Consider the following 19,755-nt stretch of genomic DNA (forward strand, 5'->3'; position numbering starts at 1 on the left):
TAAATTATTTATTCTTATATACAGGCAGACGAGCTGTCAATTCATTAACTTTATTACGAATCTTAGATAAACTAGCAATATCCTGATGATTATCAAGAACATCAGCTAACAAATTTGCGGTAAGCTCAGCGTCTGCCTCCAAGAAACCTCTAGTAGTGATAGCAGCTGATCCTATACGGATACCACTGGTTACAAAAGGACTCTCTGGATCATTAGGTATAGAATTTTTATTAACAGTAATATGAGCACTACCTAGAGCTGCTTCTGCTTCTTTTCCGTTAATTCCAGTAGATCTTAGATCTACTAGCATCATATGACTTTCTGTGTGGCCTGACACAATACGTAACCCTCTTTTTATTAAAGTATCAGCCATAACTTTAGCATTATTAACAACTTGCTGTGCGTATATTTTAAACTTAGGATCTAAAGCCTCACGAAACGCGACAGCTTTCCCAGCGATAACATGCATCAAAGGGCCACCTTGTATTCCTGGAAATATAGAAGAATTGATGATTTTCTCAAATTTTGACTTTGTCATAATAACACCACCTCTTGGCCCTCTAAGAGATTTGTGAGTAGTTGAGGTAACAAAATCAGCGTAAGGCATAGGATTAGGATAAACACCGCCTGCAACTAATCCGGCATAATGGGCTATATCAACCATAAAAAGAGCACCATTACTAGCTGCTATTTCAGATAATTTCTTAAAGTCGATACGTAAAGAATAAGCAGAAGCACCTGCAACGATCATCTTTGGTTTATGTTGTTTAGCTAATTTCTCAACATTTTTATAATCAAGAACCTCATGCTCATCTAAACCATAAGGTATAAAGTTATATAATTTGCCAGATGAATTAACAGGAGAGCCATGAGTTAAATGACCTCCCTCGGCTAAACTCATGCCAAGAACAGTGTCCCCTGGCTTTAAAACTGCATTGTAAACACCTTGATTTGCCTGTGATCCAGAATTAGGTTGAACATTAGCAACCTCAGCTCCAAATATCTTCTTCAGTCTATCGATAGCTAGTTGCTCAACTTCGTCTACATATTCACAGCCACCGTAGTAACGCTTACCAGGATACCCCTCTGCATATTTATTTGTTAAACAAGAACCCTGAGCTTGCATGACGGCTAAACTAGCATAGTTCTCGGATGCTATCAATTCTATATGCTGTTCCTGACGAACAGATTCTCTCTCGATAGCTTTCCATATATCTGGATCTACTTGGTCGATACTTTTAAATTGTTCAAGCATTATGGCTCCTTATGGGAAACAGAAATCTAACTACACACTATAAAATAAAAACTGCTGCAATTTTATCAAATCTATCAAGACTTTATCTACTTAGTAAACTATAGTCTTACTAGATCAAATATAGCAAATATTATTGAATATAAATATATGGCTGGTTACAACTAAATACATAAAAATCTGAATTAGCTGATTCTCAGCAAAACTATGTTAATACAACTTTAATGAATTTTCTTTTTCCTATTTGAATAGTATATTCACCTGTAGATAATTGTAAAGATTTGCTTTCAATTCTATTGCCATTTACTTTTACGCCTCTCTGTTCTATCATTCGCTGTGCTTCAGATGTGGATGAGACTAAACCAGAATCCCTTAATATTCTAATTATATTCATAGGAGCACAACCAAGATTTATTTCTAATAAGTCATTTGGAGTTTCCCCTTTACGAAATAAATTTTCGAAATTTAGAAGAGATTGTTCTGCCTCCTTATCAGAATGAAATCTAGTAACTATTTCCTTGGCAAGGATAACTTTTATATCTCTAGGATTCATACCTTCTTCTACGCTTTTCTTTAATTTATCTATCTCTATAGAAGATTGAAATGATAATAAATCGAAATAATGCCACATCAGATTATCCGAAATAGACATTAGCTTGCCAAACATAGAATCTGAGGACTCTTCTATACCTATATAATTCCCCTTCGATTTAGACATTTTCTCTACTCCATCTATTCCTACTAATAAAGGCATGGTCAGTATTGATTGCTGTTCCTGATCATTTTCTCTTTGTAATTCACGGCCCATTAATAAATTGAATTTCTGATCAGTGCCACCTATCTCTATGTCAGATTTTAGTGCAACTGAATCATATCCTTGCATTATTGGGTATAAGAATTCATGTATAGAGATCGGCTCTCTCGCTTTAAATCGTTTTGTGAAATCATCCCTTTCTAAAATCCTTGCCAAAGTACAACTAGCTGATAGTTTTACTATTCCTCTTGATCCTAATTTATCAAACCACTCTGAATTGTATCTAATTTCAGTTAAATCAGGATTTAATATCTTATATGCCTGAGAACAATAAGTCTTAGCGTTATATTCAACCTGCTCAGAATCTAAAGACGGACGTGTTGCTTTTCTTCCACTTGGATCTCCTATCATTGCTGTAAAATCACCTATCAGGAATATTATTTTATGGCCCAAATCCTGTAACTGTTTAAGTTTATTTAACACAACAGTATGTCCTAAATGGATATCTGGTGCTGTTGGATCAAGACCAAGTTTTATTCGTAATGGACATCCATTTTTTTTATTTTTTAATAGTTTTTTAATTAATTCCTCTTCTACTAATAACTCACTGCAACCTTTCTTTATAATAGAAAATTCTGACCTAATGTCTGGACTAATGTAGTATTCTTTGTTTAACATAATTTAAAATGTACTTTTAGTGAAATTAATTATAATATCGACTATGCTATCGAAATACTTAATGAAATTACTAGACTTATAGTAATTAAAAGCAGATTCACATTGTTAGAATTATGTGCTGTATGAACTGCAGGCTTTGTTACATAACAATTTCATTTCATAAACGAAATAAAATCACAATAAAAAAACATGATGAACATTTTCTTGCGTCGACTTATCTCGATAATAATATTATTTGCTTTTTTTGCGCAACTCCATTATACATGTTTAAACGCAATACAAATAAATCAGACCTACCACAATCGAAAATTCTTCGAATCGAGCAATCTTTATTCGATTATGAGCATAGAATCTTAAAAACAAATGAAGATAATCTTCCTTATATTAATGAAACCATTGTAAAAAAAGGAGATACATTAAGAGGCATTCTACAACGTCTAAGAGTAACAAATATAGACAAACTGCAAAATTTTATCGCAAAAAATACTGAAACTAATAGTATTCGTAAATTGCTGCCTGGTCGTCAAATACAGGCTGCTACTGATCTAAATGGAAATTTGATATGGTTACGTTATTTGCACACTCCTTATTATAATAATAATAGTGATCAAGTCATATGCAAATACTTACAAATTGCTACCAACAAAGAGTGCTCTTATTCTGTTTGTGAAAAAACAAATTACTCAGAAAGACAAATTAGAGTAGCATTCGGGGTTATAAAATCATCACTTTTTGAAGCAACTGATCATGCTGGAATTCCTAATTTTATTACAATTCAGATGACTAATATACTAAGCACAAAGATAGATTTTCCAAGAGATATACGCATTGGAGATCAGTTTAGAGTTATTTATGAATTACAAATGTATAATGGTCTCTACTTAGGATCAGGTAAAGTGTTAGCTTTGGAATTTAAAAGCAACGATAGAATGCATAATGCTATATGGTTTGATGATGATAGAAAAATTGAAGGAGGATATTATAATTTTAATGGAGATAGCTTAAAAAAAACATTCCTTCGTTCCGCTATAAAATTTAGTCGTATAAGCTCTACTTTTGGAAAAAGAGTACATCCCATAAGAAAAACCATAGTTGATCATAAAGGAGTAGATTATGTTGCTCCAACAGGTACTCCTATATATGCAACAGCTGAAGGAGTAGTAGAATTCTCTGGATGGCAAAATGGTTATGGCAAAGTAGTCATTCTAAAACACTTTAATAAATACTCAACCTTATATGCTCACCAAAGCAGAATTGACCCAAAAATACACAAAGGTAAAAAAGTATCACAGGGGCAGTTAATAGGCTACGTTGGCTCTACAGGATGGGCAACAGGTCCTCATTTACATTATGAATTAAGAATAAACAACAAACCTGTTGACCCATTATCTATAAAACTACCAACATCAAAAAAGATAGACGCTTCAATACAAAAGAACTTCAATAGCAAAGTAGAGTTTTACAAAGAACAAATGAGATTCTTAGAAAAATTACAGACAGAATCAATAAAAATTGCCTATAGCAAATAGGACTGTAGCCATATAAATGAAGTAACAACTTTCTACACAGAAAAAGAAGATCCACACCCACAAGTTGTAACAGCATTTGGGTTACGAATAACAAATTGCGATCCCTCAATATCATCTTTATAGTCTATCTCAGCACCAAATAAATATTGTAAACTCACAGGATCTATCAAGAAACTTGTTCCTTCCTTTTCTATAATAGTATCTTCAGTGTCGTAAGACTCATCGAAAGTAAAACCATACTGAATTCCAGAACAACCACCACCTTGAACAAAAACACGCAATTTCAAATCAGGGTTACATTCTTCTTCTAAAAGAGATCTTACCTTGTTAATAGCTGATTCAGTAAAAATCAATTTAGCTGTATTACTAACAAATTTATCATGATCCATACATATCTCGTTATTAAAAATTTAGATAAACATACATCCAAGCTAAGGCAAAATAGCTATAGATTCTAAGCCAATAGTTTCTTTAATATTAAAAATTAAATTCATGTTTTGCACAGCCTGGCCTGCAGCTCCTTTGACTAAATTATCTTGTGTGACTAGTATAATTAATCTATCTTTATTACCTGGGCGATAAATAGCAATTCTAAGATTATTAGAAGAACGAACTGATCGTGTTTCTGGCAAAGATCCATAAGGCATAATATCTATAAATGGCTCAGATCCATAACGCTTAACAAATAATTCCTGAAAATCTATATCTAAAGCATGTGGAAGTATTTTTACATATATTGTAGAGAACATACCCCTAATCATTGGAACCAAATGAGGAACAAATGTTAAATTAACTTTCTTCCCTGATATTTTTTCTATCTGAGATACAATTTCAGGATGATGACGATGACCAGAAACGCTGTATGCTTTAAAATTATCTGATGACTCAGAAAATAATCCAGAGGCTTCTAATTTCTTTCCAGAGCCAGACACCCCTGATTTACAATCGGCTACTATATCATCTACATCTATCAGCGGAATGGATTGATCTAGTAATGGTATCAATCCCAATATAACAGTAGTAGGATAACATCCTGGATTTCCAATTACATTAGATTTAACGATATTTGATCGATTTAATTCTACTAAACCATATTCTGAAGTCTTCAAAATATCTGGGCAAGAGTGCTCAATTTTATACCATTTTTCAAAGACATCTATATCTTTAATACGAAAATCAGCAGCTAAATCTATGATTTTAACCCCGGATTTTAAAAGATCTCTGGCTTGAGACATAGCAACGCCGTGAGGAGTTGCAAAAAAAACAACATCACAATTCATTAGATCTGGATTGTCTAATGAAGAAAACTTAAGGCTAATATGGTTTCGCAAATTAGGATATAAATCTGAAACATATAACCCTGATTCTTTTCTTGATGTTATCACTGTTAAATCTACATTAGGATGTTGTATTAATATACGCAACAACTCTACACCAGTATAACCAGTACCACCAACTATACCAACTTTAATTTTTTTATTGAAATAATTGTGCATAATAAAACCATTAACTATTAATAAGCAGATATTCTATAAGCTAATAGTAGCTTATACTAATAAACAATATTTCACTGAACTATAATAAAAATTATAATTAATGAGGTGTAGTATAAATTAATATAAAAAATAACGGTCGTTTAATAACGACCGTAGAGTATTAGATTAACGTTTACTAAATTGTTTTTTGCGTCGTGCTTTTCGTAAGCCAACTTTCTTTCGTTCAACTTCTCTAGCGTCACGAGTTATAAATCCAGCATTAGACAAAGAGGGCTTAAGTTCCTTATCATAGTCTACTAAAGCTCTAGTAATACCATGACGCACAGCACCTGCTTGACCTGTTTCTCCGCCACCATAAACATTGGCTTTTATATCAAAGAAATCTAGATACCCAACAGTTACTAACGGTTGCTTAACAATCATTCTACCAGTTTCACGAGCAAAGAAATCATCTAATGATTTGCCATTAATCGTGATTTTACCTGTACCTTTTTTAATAAAAACTCTGGCAACAGAAGTCTTACGTCGCCCAGTTCCATAATTCCAATTCCCTATCATACTCGTTCCCTAGAATTCCCTAGCAATAGGCTGCTGCGCAGCATGTGGATGCTCAGAGCCAGCATATACCTTAAGTTTCTTTATCATTGCATATCCTAAAGGCCCCTTAGGCAACATACCTTTAACAGCCTTTTGAATTACTCTGCCTGGGAAACGCTGTTGCATTTTTTCGAAACTTATCTCACGTATCCCACCTGGATATGTAGTATGTCTATAATAATTTTTATCTCTAGCTTTATTGCCAGTAACTACTATGTCTGCCGCATTAATTATTACAACAAAATCGCCAGTATCAACGTGTGGTGTGAATTCAGGCTTGTGTTTTCCGCGCAAAAGGCGTGCAACTTCGCTGGCTACACGACCCAGAATTTTTCCCTTGGCATCAATAACAAACCAGCTTCGCATAACTTCATGCGGTTTAGCCACAAAGGTTTTCATGTCAATCCTTAGTATAAAAATCCAGCAAAAAGCTGGTGGTAACAAGACCCACTGAAAATTTACAGATCATATAAAACAGTGAACTGTAAAATAAATCATGCCTAGACGTTATAAATCGTCCGTACAATACTTAAAAAGGTCCAACTTTTGATTTTCACACAAAATAATACTATTTGCAATCAAAAACCATTTATACAATAAAATTTAATGTGACAATTAATTTATATGCCAGCAATTGACATATTTTCTATCAAAACTGAACCTGTTGTTTTGGTACCTCTCGAAATTATATCAGAGCCAACTAGAAGAATTTGTTTAAACATATCCCTTAAATTCCCAGCAATTGTTATCTCCTCTACTGCATGCTGTATTTCACCATTTTCTACCCAGAATCCAAAGGCCCCTCTTGAATAATCCCCTGTAACATAATTAATGCCTTGACCTATCAATTCAGTTACTAATAAACCTTTGTTCATTTTTTTTATCATCGATCTCAAATCATCCGTTTCTTTTGTTTTCGAAGAAAACATACGGAGATTATGAGATCCACCTGCATTTCCAGTGGTAGATAAACCTAATTTTCTAGCTGAGTAAGAAGATAAAAAATAACCATTAAGAACACCTTTTGAGACAATAGAACGCCTTGTTGTAGATACACCCTCAGAGTCAAAAGATGTACTGCCCATAGCTCCATCTATATGAGGATCTTCTATAATATCTATATGCTCGGAAAAAATATTCTTGCCCAAAGAATCTGTTAAAAAACTAGCATTTCTATATAAAGCTCCACCACTAGCTGCTTGAACAAAAGAACCTATCAGTCCTAAAGCTACTGGTGCTTCAAAAATAACAGGGAAGTTCCCTGTGGCTATACGACGAGCAGACAATCTGGCTATGGCACGTTCAGCAGCATATTTTCCAATATATACTGGATCAGACAAGTTCAACGGATTACAGTTAGAGTCATACCAATAATCTCTTTGCATATTGCCATTATTATCGCTAGCAATTGGCATAACTGACAAACCATACTGAGAATACATTCTGCTACCAAAAAATCCAAATGTGTTACCTAATAAAGAATAACTTTGGCTTGAGCTAGCAAATGATCCATCAGTATTGACTATACTACCATTAAAACCCATAGCTGCTTCTTCTGTTTGCTTAGCAAGAGACGTCATTTCTTCTACAGACTTGGACCATAAATGATATAACTTAAAATCTCTAGATTCTTTTGCTAATAAATTCTTATCAGGAAGACCAGCAGCATCATCATTAGCAGTATATTTTGCTATATGCCAAGCAGCCTCTACTGTTCTGCCTAAAGCCTCAAAAGAAAAATCGGAGGTAGATGCTGATCCACTCTTCTTTCCATCGAAAACCACTACATTTAACATCCTGTCATGTGACTTTTCTATAGTTTCTACATTGCCCTTACGCACAGAAACTGACAACCCCTTGCCTTCGGAGATTTCTGCGCATGATTGGCTAGCACCAAGCTTCTTAGCACTGTTTAATGATCTTTCAATGATCTCTTGAAAATGTTCTTTGTTTTTATTCATAACCTATAATGAAGCAGCCTTTAATAAAAATTACCTAAAACTCTTAATGTGAGTATTATAGTATAAGTCTTGGCAAATATTTATCTTGTATTACTAATTTATATTAAAATAATAACAGCTAATAATATTTAATTGTGTAATAAATATACCGTCAACTAAATGCGTCATCTTTAACTTCTGTTAACTAAAAAAGAAAGAAATATGGAAATAGAAACTAGTACAAAACCATCACATACCATAATATGGCTTCATGGATTAGGAGCGAATGCACAAGATAGTCTAGATATTTTAAATAACCTAGACATTCATGACCTAAATATACGATTTGTATGTCCTAATGCACCTGAAAGGCATATATCAGTAAATCATGGTCTAAAAATGCGAGCGTGGTACGATATAAAATCAAGTGTTATTGATGAAAATGAAGATATTTCTGGAATAGAAGAATCGGCTTGTATTGTGAATGATTTAATAAACAAAGAAAAATCTAAAGGGATTAAAACTAGTAATATTATATTAGGCGGCTTCTCACAAGGTTGTGCACTAGCATTATATATTGGATTAAGTAGAGCCGAAAAAATAAATGGTATAATCGCCCTATCAGGTTACTTACCAGCGCAAAAATATCTAATTAGTAAATTAAATCATCATCTAGACTTGGATATTTTTGTTGGTCATGGCGTAAATGATTCAGTTATTACATCATCTTATCCGAAAAAATATATAGAATTATTAAGAACAAATGGATATAGAAATGTAACATTTAAGAACTACAACATTGAACATAATATTTGCATAGATGAGTTAAAAGATGTAAGCAAAAAGATAAAAGAAATGGTAACCAAGAACTACTAATTATTCAGATTGAAATATACTCTGTGTATTGTCTTATCTTCCTGGTTAACTTTGTTAACAAAGCCAAGATCTTTTAGTAAAGCAAGCATAGGTCTGTTATTGCTTAAAACGAAACCATCTATATATTTAAAACCTCTCTTTTTTGCTGCATCTATCATATAAATCATAAGTTTATTGCCTAACCCAAGCCTTTGCCATTTGTCACCAACAACCAAAGCATACTCAACACCTAAACCATCTTCATTACATAAACAATGAACAAAACCAATCATTGTATCCTTAACATATTTATCATTAACTGATTCTTTTACAATTGCTACTAAGGCCAACTCTCGTTGATAATCAATTTGAGTATAGTGCGAAAGCATTTTAGGGGTTAGTTCTCTCATTGCAGAAATAAATCTCATATAGCGAGATCTATCAGATAACCCTCTAATGAAATCTTGCAACATTTCTGCATCTTCGGGTCGTATTGGCCTAACCAAACATACAGTTCCATCTTTCAAGCAACATGTCTTTACTAAATCAGAAGGGTATGGATGAATAGCCATATGTGGATAATCAACATCTCTAAGATTATCTTTTCCATATTTAAAGATTTCTACTTTTGCATTGTCAGAAACTATCTCATTGTCTGTAATAAAAAATGGTCCTAAAGATAATGAATATATATCTGGGAGAGCTATAAGCATCTCGGAAACCTGTACTAATATTAACTGCAGTAGTCTAAAGTGATTATTGTAAGTATTTTTATTAAAAAATATATTACTTCTCTCTATAAGCTGTCTTGCTAAAAAATTATTTAAAGGTGGTATTTCCATATTTAAAGGGCTGGTATTATCAGCGTAGTTATTATTAATAATACTACTACCAAGTTGTATAACAGGACCAAATATGTTGTCACACCAGATCCTTATCTCAATAGGACCACTAGATTCAGCTAAAAATTTTCCTTCTAAAGAAAATTTAATTTCTATGTCAAATGCATTAAACATTGTTTTTATTTCTTCTTTGTTTAAAACATGCCTACCTGTTGAAACAATAAAGCTGAATAAAGATCTTATACCATCAAGGTTTGGTAATAGGTAAAACGGAATTGATGGCTGCACTTGCAGTAATAGTTGCTGGTTATAATAATGTTCTGCTAAAACACTCATTGCATAAGCAGATGATTCAGGAGTTCCAAAAATTGGTATTCTAGACGTTCCAAGTCCTTCAGGTCTCTTTCCAATATCACCCATTAAGCAAGTTACTACTGGTTTTTTTACTTCAGATATTATTTTTATCAGCGTTTCAACTATAGGCAACATATCTAAATAGTAATCTGGAGCTAGTAGTACTAGGATTCCATCTATGTTATCATCAGACAAGAATAAATTTATTACATTTTCAAAAATATCTTTATTTAAAAATCTATCTACTATAACCGAACAAGAATCAACTACTGATATTTTATCAAACAATGGTTTTATGTAATTTATAATATTGTCTGATAAGTCACTCTTCAGAAGCATCGGGGAGGCATAAATCGTATCAAGAGCCAATTTAAGAGGGCCTGTTCCATTTGAAAATAGCGCAATTTTCCTGCCATTTAATTTGTTTGGATAAGCCAATATTTTAACTGCAGAGAACAACTGTGAGAAATATCTGATCCTGACCGCACCTGTTCTACGCATGACAACACTAAACACTATATCGTCATAATCATGATGACCTGCTTTTACTACTATTACTGGCTTTATTCTAGCTAAAGCCCTCAATGCACTTATAAACTCACGAACATTATCTATATTTTCTAAGTATAGAACAACACTCTCAGTGTAATAATCCCAAATTAGGTAGTCCATGACTTTAGATAAACTTAGTGATGTTTCTTTACCAGTAAACAAAACCAATGAAAATCCTATGTTAGAACCAGTAGCCCAATCTATAATAACTGATACAATAGACCTTGATTGAGAAATTAAAGCCACTCTACCCGATCCAACTGTAGGGAAATTAGGACTTAGATTTAAAAAAGCACTTGGTCGTTGTATACCAAAAGAATCTGGACCTAATAGCTCACACTTACATTCACCAGCCCACTTCTTGCATAAATTTTTTATATCTTCTGAGCATAAAACTGATGCATCATGGTTTAATATAATTGCAGACCTTGGATTAAACTGCTTTAAGAAATATAGAGTTTCCTCCAAAATAATGTTTGGGACACAAACTAGTATCAAATCTACAAAATCTACTATATGAATGTTGTGTTTGTTGTAGTATTTTATAGATAAATATTTATTTTTAATACATTTAATCTCTATAAGATTCTTTTTTATATTATCCGGTAAAGATATATTATTTATTTCTCTATCAGTACATATTAATAATGAAGATGGATCTAATAAAGAAGAAAGAAAGTGTCTTGACATTAATTTAAAATATACCCTAATAAAAATAAGATAAAACAAATAGAAATATTTACTGTTATTATAATGAATGTTTTCTATGTATTATATTTTTATTTAATAAAAACAAGTGTTCAATTTTAACAATTTAATTTATTTATATGAACTCATACAATAATAATACCGTGCGTGTTCGTTTTGCTCCTTCTCCAACTGGGTTTCTTCATTTAGGAGGGGCTCGTACTGCTTTGTTTTCTTGGGCTTTTGCTAAACATAACAACGGCATATTTTTACTACGCATAGAAGATACAGACATAAAGAGATCAACTAAAGAAGCCATAAAATCAATAATAGATGGCATGTCTTGGTTGGGAATAGACTCAGATGAAGAAGTGATTTATCAAACCCAAAGAATGGAACGTTATCAAGAATTGCTAAAAAAAATGCTAACCGATGGCAATGCTTATTACTGCTATAGCTCTGCAGAAGAAATCGACACAATGAGAGAAATGGCAAGAAAAAACGGAACTAAACCAAAATATGATGGGACATGGAGACCAGAACCCAACAAAATATTGCCTAAAATACCAACAGATCGTAATCCAACAATACGCTTTAAAAATCCTTCAACTGGCATAGTTTCATGGAATGATCTAGTAAAGGGCAGGATCAGTTTCAAGAATGAAGAACTTGATGATTTAGTAATAGCTCGTTCTGACGGCACACCTACATATAACTTTTGTGTTGCTATAGATGACCTGGATATGGAAATATCTCACGTATTACGTGGCGATGATCATGTTAATAATACACCAAGACAAATTAATATATTAAAGGCATTGAACTCAAAGATACCTGAGTATGGACACTTGCCTATGATATTAGGAACAGATGGCGAGAAGTTATCAAAAAGACATGGTGCCATGAATATTATGGAATACAAGTCCAAAGGATACTTGCCTGAAGCAATGGTTAACTATTTAGCCCGACTTGGATGGAGTCATAATAATGATGAAATATTTAGTAAAGAGCAACTAGTATCATGGTTTGATATTAAACACCTGTCCAAATCTCCGTCACAATGGGATCCTAAAAAACTTGATTGGATTAATTCTTATTATATAAAGAATAAAGATAACGACTCTCTAGCAGGTATGATAATGCCATTTATAGCAGATAGTAATTATGAAACAAATAAAAACGATCTGAATGCCATAATAGATCTTTTTAAAGAAAGATCTACGAATCTAAATCAACTTGCTGAAAATGCAATGATTTTTTATAGAAAAGATGTAGATATAACAGATGATTTAAAAAATAAATATATTGATGAACAAACAATTCATCTTATAGGTAAATTTATTTTCATGGCGGATAAAATAGAATGGAAAATAGAAAATATAGATAAAATCATTAAAACTATAATCGCTGAAAATAAAATAACCATGAAGCAAATAGCATTACCACTGAGAATATATTTAACAGGAGAAGTAAATACTCCATCAATCAATAAATTGCTATTTTTGCTAGGTAAGCACAAAGTAATTAGTCGTTTAAGTAAAGCATTTGTTAATTAAATCTAGAATAATTTATGCAAAATATAGCGACTTATAGAGACAGTAATTCATTATGATGCACAATATTTTGTTGTAGTCAAATGTCTTTTTAATAAACAGATTGAGACAATTTTATAAATAAATTTTTCTCTTGTAAGTTAGACAATCAATAACTAGAATTGTCCTATTGCCTCTATAATTTGATCCTCTAGGTCTGTTTGAAATTCTATCTCTTCTTAGTTTCTAATAACAATAGATATAATATTCTTAGCAAATCCAGTGTGATTAAAGCACCTTAAAATTAAGCCTTGATTTAGGATTTACTCATGCAAAAAACAGTAATTTCTATAACTGATGACTCATCAGCTGTAAGCAAAAAACAACAAAATAATATTGATAAATTGTCAGATTATAAAGTAATTCGACGTAATGGATCTGTAGTTGACTTTATTCCGAGCAAGATTAATGTTGCAATAACTAAAGCATTCATAGCTGTCCGTAATGAACAGGGCATAATTTCTTCTAGTACTAGAGAATTGATCGAGAAACTTACAGATCAGGTTATATATGCTTTGGTACGCAACAAACCAGATGGCGGATCATTCCATATAGAAGATATCCAAGATCATGTTGAGTTATCTTTGATGAGATCCGGTCTTCAAGATGTTGCGAGAGCTTATGTTCTGTATAGGGAGAAGAGGAATAGAGAGAGAGTTTTATCAAAAACCATAATAGATAAAAAAAATGAAAATGAAGATGAAAGCTCTATAAGGGTAAAAGAGAATAATCAACTAACTACAATTAAGATTTCATCACTAAAATCAATTATAAAATCGTCAATTTCTGGACTAGAAAATACAATAAGTGAAGAAGATATAAATACAATTATCAAAGAAACTCTTAAAAATTTATATGACGGCATACCTGTTAAAGAAGTGTTTAAATCCATAATTCTAACGACAAGAGCAAAGATAGAGAAAGAACCATCATATAACTACGTAACTGCTAGAATACTACTGCATACAATAAGAAGAGAAGTTTTAGGAAGAGAAACCTCTCATGAGGAAATGTATAAGAATTATTCCGAATATTTTACTAAGTTTATTAAACTTGGAGTAAAAGGTGGGATTTTATCATCAGACCTTGAAAACTATGATTTAGATTTACTAGGAAACGCAATTGATGCTAGCAGAGATCTAAATTTTAAATATCTTGGACTTCAAACTCTGTATGATCGATATTTTTTACATTTAGATGGGAAACGTATAGAGCTTCCACAGATATTTTTCATGAGAGTTGCTATGGGAATAGCAATTAGGGAACAAGATAAAAACCAAAAGGCAATAGAATTCTATAATGTTCTATCTTCTTTCGATTTTATGAGTTCTACTCCTACTTTGTTTAATTCAGGGACAAAACATGCTCAGATGTCATCTTGTTATCTGACAACAGTTCCAGATAATCTGGAAGGCATATATGAGTCTATAAAAGAGAATGCCTTATTGGCTAAATATGCTGGTGGTCTTGGTAATGACTGGACGCCAGTACGAGCATTAAGAAGTCATATAAAAGGAACTAATGGTGAAAGTCAAGGGGTAGTTCCATTTCTAAAAGTTGTTAATGATACAGCTGTTGCTGTTAATCAGGGTGGTAAGCGCAAAGGAGCAGTGTGCACTTATCTTGAAACATGGCACTTGGACATAGAAGAATTTTTAGAGCTTAGAAAAAATACTGGCGATGAAAGAAGACGTACTCATGATATGAATACATCTAATTGGATACCAGATCTCTTCATGAAAAGAGTAATGGAAAATAAGGATTGGACCTTATTTTCCCCATCTGACTGCCCAGATCTGCATGAAAAGTATGGAAAAGACTTCGAGCAGGCTTATAACAAATATGAGACAAAAACTATAAATGGTGAGATAAAGCTATTCAAGAAAATCCCTGCTGTATCTCTATGGAGAAAAATGTTATCCATGTTATTTGAAACAGGCCATCCATGGATAACCTTTAAGGATACATGCAATGTAAGATCTCCTCAGCAGCACATAGGTGTAATCCATAGCTCTAATTTGTGTACAGAAATAACATTAAATACAAACGAGACTGAGATAGCAGTATGTAATTTGGGTTCTATAAATCTAAATAATCATATGAAGATATCAAACAGTAACTCATTTGAACTTGATCTAAAAAAATTACAGAAAACTACTACAATAGCAATGAGAATGTTAGATAACATTATCGATATAAATTACTATGCAGTATTAAAAGCTAAACAATCAAATGAAAAACATAGGCCTGTTGGGCTAGGAATTATGGGATTCCAGGATTGTTTACATATGATGCGCATATCATATGCTTCAAATGAGGCAATAGACTTTGCTGACAAATCTATGGAAGCAATATGCTACTATTCTTACCTAGCTTCTAGTAATTTAGCAAAAGAAAGAGGAAAGTATAGTTCATTTAAAGGTTCTCTATGGTCACATGGTATCCTTCCACAAGACACAATAAAAATGTTGGAAAAGGAAAGAGGAGGTTATATTGAAATGGACCAGTCAAGTCAACTGGACTGGGAGTACTTAAGAAACCACATATTAGAACACGGTATGCGCAACTCAAATTGCGTAGCAATAGCACCAACAGCAACAATATCAAACATAATTGGGGTATCTGCAAGTATAGAACCAACATTCCAGAATCTCTATGTTAAATCTAATCTATCAGGTGAATTCACTATCATTAATGAATTCCTAGTTAATGACTTAAAGAAACTAAATATTTGGGATGAAGTAATGGTCTCTGATATAAAATACTTTGATGGTAGTTTATCTCGCATTGATCGCATACCACAAAATATACGTGATTTATATAAAACAGCTTTCGAAATTCAACCAGAATGGCTAGTAGAATGTGCTTCGCGTCGACAAAAATGGATAGATCAAGCACAGTCTCTAAATATATATATGGCTGGCGCATCTGGAAAAAAGTTAGATGAAACATACAAATTAGCTTGGACACGTGGATTGAAAACAACATATTATCTACGAGCTATGGGAGCAACCAGCACAGAGAAATCAACAGGACAAGGTGGAGAATTAAATTCAGTTATTATTAATGAAGATAGATCCAGGACATGTCAAATAAACATCAGTTCTGATCAAGAATGTGAAGTCTGTCAATAAAATTTATTGTTATATAACGGAATATATATTATGACAAACAATCTAAATCCAGCAGCCAAGAGAGTAATTGCCTCTGAAAAAAGAATAATAAATGGCAAGACTGATGTGAATCAATTAGTTCCATTTAAATACAAATGGGCCTGGGAAAAATATTTGAGTTCATGCGCTAATCATTGGATGCCTCAAGAAGTTAATATGTCCCGTGATATCGCATTATGGAAGAATCCAAATGGGTTAACAGATGACGAGAGACTAATCGTAAAAAGAAACTTGGGCTTTTTTGTTACTGCTGACTCTTTAGCTGCTAATAACATAGTGCTTGGAACCTATAGACACATAACTGCTCCTGAATGTCGTCAATTCTTATTAAGACAGGCTTTCGAAGAAGCAATTCATACTCATGCTTATCAATACATAGTTGAAAGCTTAGATCTTGATGAATCTGAAATATTTAATGCTTATAATGAGATTGAATCTATAAGAGCAAAAGATGAATTTTTAATTCCTTTTATAGATGCCATATCAGATAAAAAATTTCAAACAGGAACGTTAGAAACAGATCAGACTTTATTAAAATCTATAATAGTATTTGCTTGCCTAATGGAAGGATTATTCTTTTATGTCGGTTTTGTGCAAATTCTGTCTTTAGGAAGGCAAAATAAAATGACAGGAGCTGCTGAACAATATATGTATATCTTACGGGATGAATCTATGCACTGCAACTTCGGTATAGATCTAATTAATACAATAAAAATGGAAAACCCTCAACTCTGGACACAGGAATTTCGAGAAGAAATAGTTTCGCTATTCTACAAAGCTGTCGATCTAGAATATGCTTATGCAGAAGACACAATGCCTAGAGGGGTATTAGGTCTTAATGCCGCTATGTTTAAATCTTATCTAAGATTCATTGCTAATAGAAGAGCTCAGCAGATAGGATTAGACATGCTATTTGAGCAAGAAATTAACCCTTTCCCTTGGATGTCAGAAATGGTGGATCTAAAAAAAGAACGTAATTTCTTCGAGACTCGTGTAATAGAATACCAAACTGGTGGCACCTTGACCTGGGAGTAATGAACTAGATTAATAGACATAGGCGATTCAATAGTGAAGATTAGAGATATTTTTAAAACATGCATCATTTTAATATGAGGCCTCTAATCCTCATTCCATAAAATTCTTTCCATATAAACATACCCAACCATCCAATTCTTTCCATACTTGAAGAGTAATATTTGGTGAATAGGCTAATATAACTTCTTCTACCTGATTAGAAAGAATACCAGATAAAACTAAATAACCATTGCGTTGAACCATTGAAGATAAACTACTAGATATTAATTGTAGCGGCTTAGAAAGAATATTAGCTATAACAATTCCATACGTGTTTAAAGGCATATTTTCTGGACTACAAACCGTTAAATCAACATTATTTATAATAGCATTATGTTTTGTGCACGAGATAGCCTGATCATCTATGTCTACTGCCACTACTCTTCCAGCTCCTAACTTTAAAGATGTAATAGCTAAAATCCCAGAGCCACAACCATAATCCAGTAGAGAATCACCTTCTCTAAGATTATCATCTAGCCATGATATACAAAGACTAGTAGTTGGGTGATTGCCAGTTCCAAATGCCAAACCTGGGTTTATTTCTATATAATGAATATTATTTGATGGATTATTAGTGCTGCTTGTGTTGGATATATCATTTTGATAAGTACTAGAAATTATACAAATGCGTTTTGTTATAAAAATAGGAGAAAACTTGGACTGCACTAATGAAACCCAGTCTAATTCTTCTACATCAACAACCGAAACACAATCTATGTCTTTATCACTCATCCCTAAATAATTAAGAACAGAATCTAAAATTCCTATAAATTTTTCTTCTTTTTTTATTAAAACATTTACCTTATTTCTGTTCCAGTGAAAATGATCTGTTGAAAAACCAGGCTCTAAGAAAATAGGGGATTCCGACAAACTATTTGCGTCTGCATCTTCAATAGAAACCGATAATGCACCAAAATTCATGAATGCATCAGATAAAGAATCTACGTAAACAGCTTTACAATAAAAGGATAATTCCAGCAAAGAATACTCCAAGAAATATTTATAATTTATTATGAACTAACAATGGTTATTATATTCTCTGAGATAGCTTTTGCTCTAAATAATGAATACTAGTGCCGCCCTCAATAAATCTAGAATCTTGTAATAATTCTCTATGCAAAGAAATATTTGTATCAATTCCTTCTACCACCATTTCTGACAAAGCTACCTTCATCTTGGATAGCGCTTGATCTCTATTATCACCATATGTAATTAACTTTGCTATCATAGAATCATAGTATGGAGAAACAACATAACCGTCAAAAACATGTGAATCTACTCTAACGCCAGGACCTCCAGCAGTATGCCAATTTGTTATTTTACCTGGACTAGGTAAAAAATTAGATGGATTTTCTGCATTGATTCTACACTCAATAGCATGTCCTCTGATTTTTATATCTTTTTGCCTTAATGTAAGTTTTTCTCCAGCAGCTATTTTTATCTGCTCCTGTACCAAGTCAATGCCAGTTACAAGCTCTGTAACTGTGTGCTCTACTTGAATCCTAGTATTCATTTCAATAAAATAAAACTCTCCATCTTCAAACAAGAACTCAAAGGTCCCTGCTCCTCTATATCCAATTTTTCTACAAGCATCAACGCATCTATCACCTATACGTTCAATCAGTCTTCTCTGAATACCAGTAGCTGGCGCTTCTTCAATTATCTTTTGATGACGTCGCTGAATAGAGCAATCTCTATCTCCTAACCATAATGCATGGCGAATACCATCAGATAGAACTTGGATCTCAATATGTCTAGGATTTTCTAAAAACTTTTCTATATAAACACTAGAATTATTAAAAGCTACCTCTGCCTCTGAGCGAGTCATAACTACTGCATTCAATAACGCGGCTTCAGTATAAACAACCCTCATCCCTCTGCCACCACCTCCACCAGCTGATTTTATAATTACTGGATATCCTATTTTCTTAGCTATATCTAATATGGACTGCGGATCATCTGATAAGACGCCATCAGATCCTGGAACTACCGGGACGCCTGAAGACATCATTATTCTTTTGGCACAAACCTTATCGCCCATCTTACGTATAGTTTCAGGTTTAGGTCCTATAAATATAAATCCACTTCTTTCCACCCTCTCTGCGAAATCAGCATTCTCTGACAAAAAACCATATCCAGGATGAATTGCCTCTGCATCTGTAACTTCAGCAGCGGAAATAATAGCAGGCATGTTCAAGTAACTATCTTTTGATGCAGCAGGACCAATACACACAGATTCATCTGCCAAGCGCACATACTTTGCATCTTTATCTACATCAGAATGAACCACTACGGTTTTTATGCCCATCTCGCGACAAGCTCTTTGTATTCTCAATGCAATTTCGCCACGGTTTGCTATCAGTATTTTTTCAAACATTTT

Annotated in this window: 15 protein-coding genes; 5 read left to right on the forward strand and 10 right to left on the reverse strand. The window is 33.0% G+C overall.

Annotated elements, in window-relative coordinates; all coding sequences use genetic code 11:
* Window positions 1–4: 4 nt before the first annotated feature.
* Window positions 5–1,255, reverse strand: a complete 1,251-nt coding sequence (gene glyA / locus ST1E_RS03110) for a serine hydroxymethyltransferase (protein WP_015389785.1) — start codon at window positions 1,253–1,255, stop codon at window positions 5–7.
* A 202-nt stretch (window positions 1,256–1,457) separates the two neighbouring features.
* Window positions 1,458–2,684: a tyrosine--tRNA ligase gene (gene tyrS / locus ST1E_RS03115; RefSeq protein ID WP_015389786.1), complete on the reverse strand. Its 1,227-nt coding sequence runs from the start codon at window positions 2,682–2,684 to the stop codon at window positions 1,458–1,460.
* Window positions 2,685–2,947: 263 nt separating this feature from the next.
* Here tyrS and ST1E_RS03120 point away from each other — a divergent pair, with 263 nt between their 5' ends.
* Window positions 2,948–4,213 carry a M23 family metallopeptidase gene (locus tag ST1E_RS03120; RefSeq protein WP_041185977.1) on the forward strand — a complete coding sequence of 422 codons (1,266 nt, stop codon included), beginning with the start codon at window positions 2,948–2,950 and terminating at the stop codon, window positions 4,211–4,213.
* Between the two features lie 32 nt (window positions 4,214–4,245).
* Here ST1E_RS03120 and erpA read toward each other — a convergent pair whose 3' ends face one another.
* The 5 genes from erpA to pmbA all read right to left on the reverse strand — a co-directional run bounded on the left by erpA (window position 4,246) and on the right by pmbA (window position 8,267).
* On the reverse strand, window positions 4,246–4,602 hold the full coding sequence (erpA, locus tag ST1E_RS03125) for an iron-sulfur cluster insertion protein ErpA (protein WP_015389788.1): 357 nt from the start codon (window positions 4,600–4,602) through the stop codon (window positions 4,246–4,248).
* Window positions 4,603–4,644: 42 nt separating this feature from the next.
* Complete coding sequence (gene argC / locus ST1E_RS03130) at window positions 4,645–5,709, reverse strand: N-acetyl-gamma-glutamyl-phosphate reductase (RefSeq protein ID WP_015389789.1); 1,065 nt, start codon at window positions 5,707–5,709, stop codon at window positions 4,645–4,647.
* 165 nt (window positions 5,710–5,874) lie between these two features.
* Window positions 5,875–6,267: a 30S ribosomal protein S9 gene (gene rpsI / locus ST1E_RS03135; protein ID WP_015389790.1), complete on the reverse strand. Its 393-nt coding sequence runs from the start codon at window positions 6,265–6,267 to the stop codon at window positions 5,875–5,877.
* Window positions 6,268–6,276: 9 nt separating this feature from the next.
* A complete protein-coding gene (rplM, locus tag ST1E_RS03140) occupies window positions 6,277–6,705 on the reverse strand; it encodes a 50S ribosomal protein L13 (protein ID WP_015389791.1) in 429 nt (142 codons plus the stop codon).
* Between the two features lie 221 nt (window positions 6,706–6,926).
* Entirely contained in the window at window positions 6,927–8,267 is a 1,341-nt protein-coding gene (gene pmbA, locus ST1E_RS03145) for a metalloprotease PmbA (RefSeq protein WP_015389792.1), read from the reverse strand.
* A gap of 201 nt (window positions 8,268–8,468) precedes the next feature.
* Here pmbA and ST1E_RS03150 point away from each other — a divergent pair, with 201 nt between their 5' ends.
* On the forward strand, window positions 8,469–9,122 hold the full coding sequence (locus ST1E_RS03150) for an alpha/beta hydrolase (protein ID WP_015389793.1): 654 nt from the start codon (window positions 8,469–8,471) through the stop codon (window positions 9,120–9,122).
* Here the strand turns inward: ST1E_RS03150 and ST1E_RS03155 are convergent.
* Window positions 9,119–11,539 carry a GNAT family N-acetyltransferase gene (locus ST1E_RS03155; RefSeq protein ID WP_015389794.1) on the reverse strand — a complete coding sequence of 807 codons (2,421 nt, stop codon included), beginning with the start codon at window positions 11,537–11,539 and terminating at the stop codon, window positions 9,119–9,121. The genes ST1E_RS03150 and ST1E_RS03155 overlap by 4 nt on opposite strands.
* A 137-nt stretch (window positions 11,540–11,676) precedes the next feature.
* On the opposite strand from ST1E_RS03155, the gene gltX reads away from it, so the two are divergent.
* The 3 genes from gltX to ST1E_RS03170 all read left to right on the forward strand — a co-directional run bounded on the left by gltX (window position 11,677) and on the right by ST1E_RS03170 (window position 17,336).
* Window positions 11,677–13,092, forward strand: a complete 1,416-nt coding sequence (gltX, locus tag ST1E_RS03160; protein ID WP_015389795.1) for a glutamate--tRNA ligase — start codon at window positions 11,677–11,679, stop codon at window positions 13,090–13,092.
* 305 nt (window positions 13,093–13,397) lie between these two features.
* A complete protein-coding gene (locus ST1E_RS03165) occupies window positions 13,398–16,262 on the forward strand; it encodes a ribonucleoside-diphosphate reductase subunit alpha (protein ID WP_015389796.1) in 2,865 nt (954 codons plus the stop codon).
* A 30-nt stretch (window positions 16,263–16,292) separates the two neighbouring features.
* Window positions 16,293–17,336 carry a ribonucleotide-diphosphate reductase subunit beta gene (locus tag ST1E_RS03170; RefSeq protein ID WP_015389797.1) on the forward strand — a complete coding sequence of 348 codons (1,044 nt, stop codon included), beginning with the start codon at window positions 16,293–16,295 and terminating at the stop codon, window positions 17,334–17,336.
* A 90-nt stretch (window positions 17,337–17,426) separates the two neighbouring features.
* Here ST1E_RS03170 and ST1E_RS03175 read toward each other — a convergent pair whose 3' ends face one another.
* On the reverse strand, window positions 17,427–18,356 hold the full coding sequence (locus ST1E_RS03175; protein WP_041185979.1) for a 50S ribosomal protein L11 methyltransferase: 930 nt from the start codon (window positions 18,354–18,356) through the stop codon (window positions 17,427–17,429).
* 49 nt (window positions 18,357–18,405) lie between these two features.
* Complete coding sequence (accC, locus tag ST1E_RS03180) at window positions 18,406–19,752, reverse strand: acetyl-CoA carboxylase biotin carboxylase subunit (protein WP_015389799.1); 1,347 nt, start codon at window positions 19,750–19,752, stop codon at window positions 18,406–18,408.
* Window positions 19,753–19,755: the final 3 nt, after the last annotated feature.

The sequence above is a fragment of the Candidatus Kinetoplastibacterium galatii TCC219 genome (assembly GCF_000340905.1).
Taxonomy (GTDB): Bacteria; Pseudomonadota; Gammaproteobacteria; order Burkholderiales; family Burkholderiaceae_B; genus Kinetoplastidibacterium; species Kinetoplastidibacterium galati.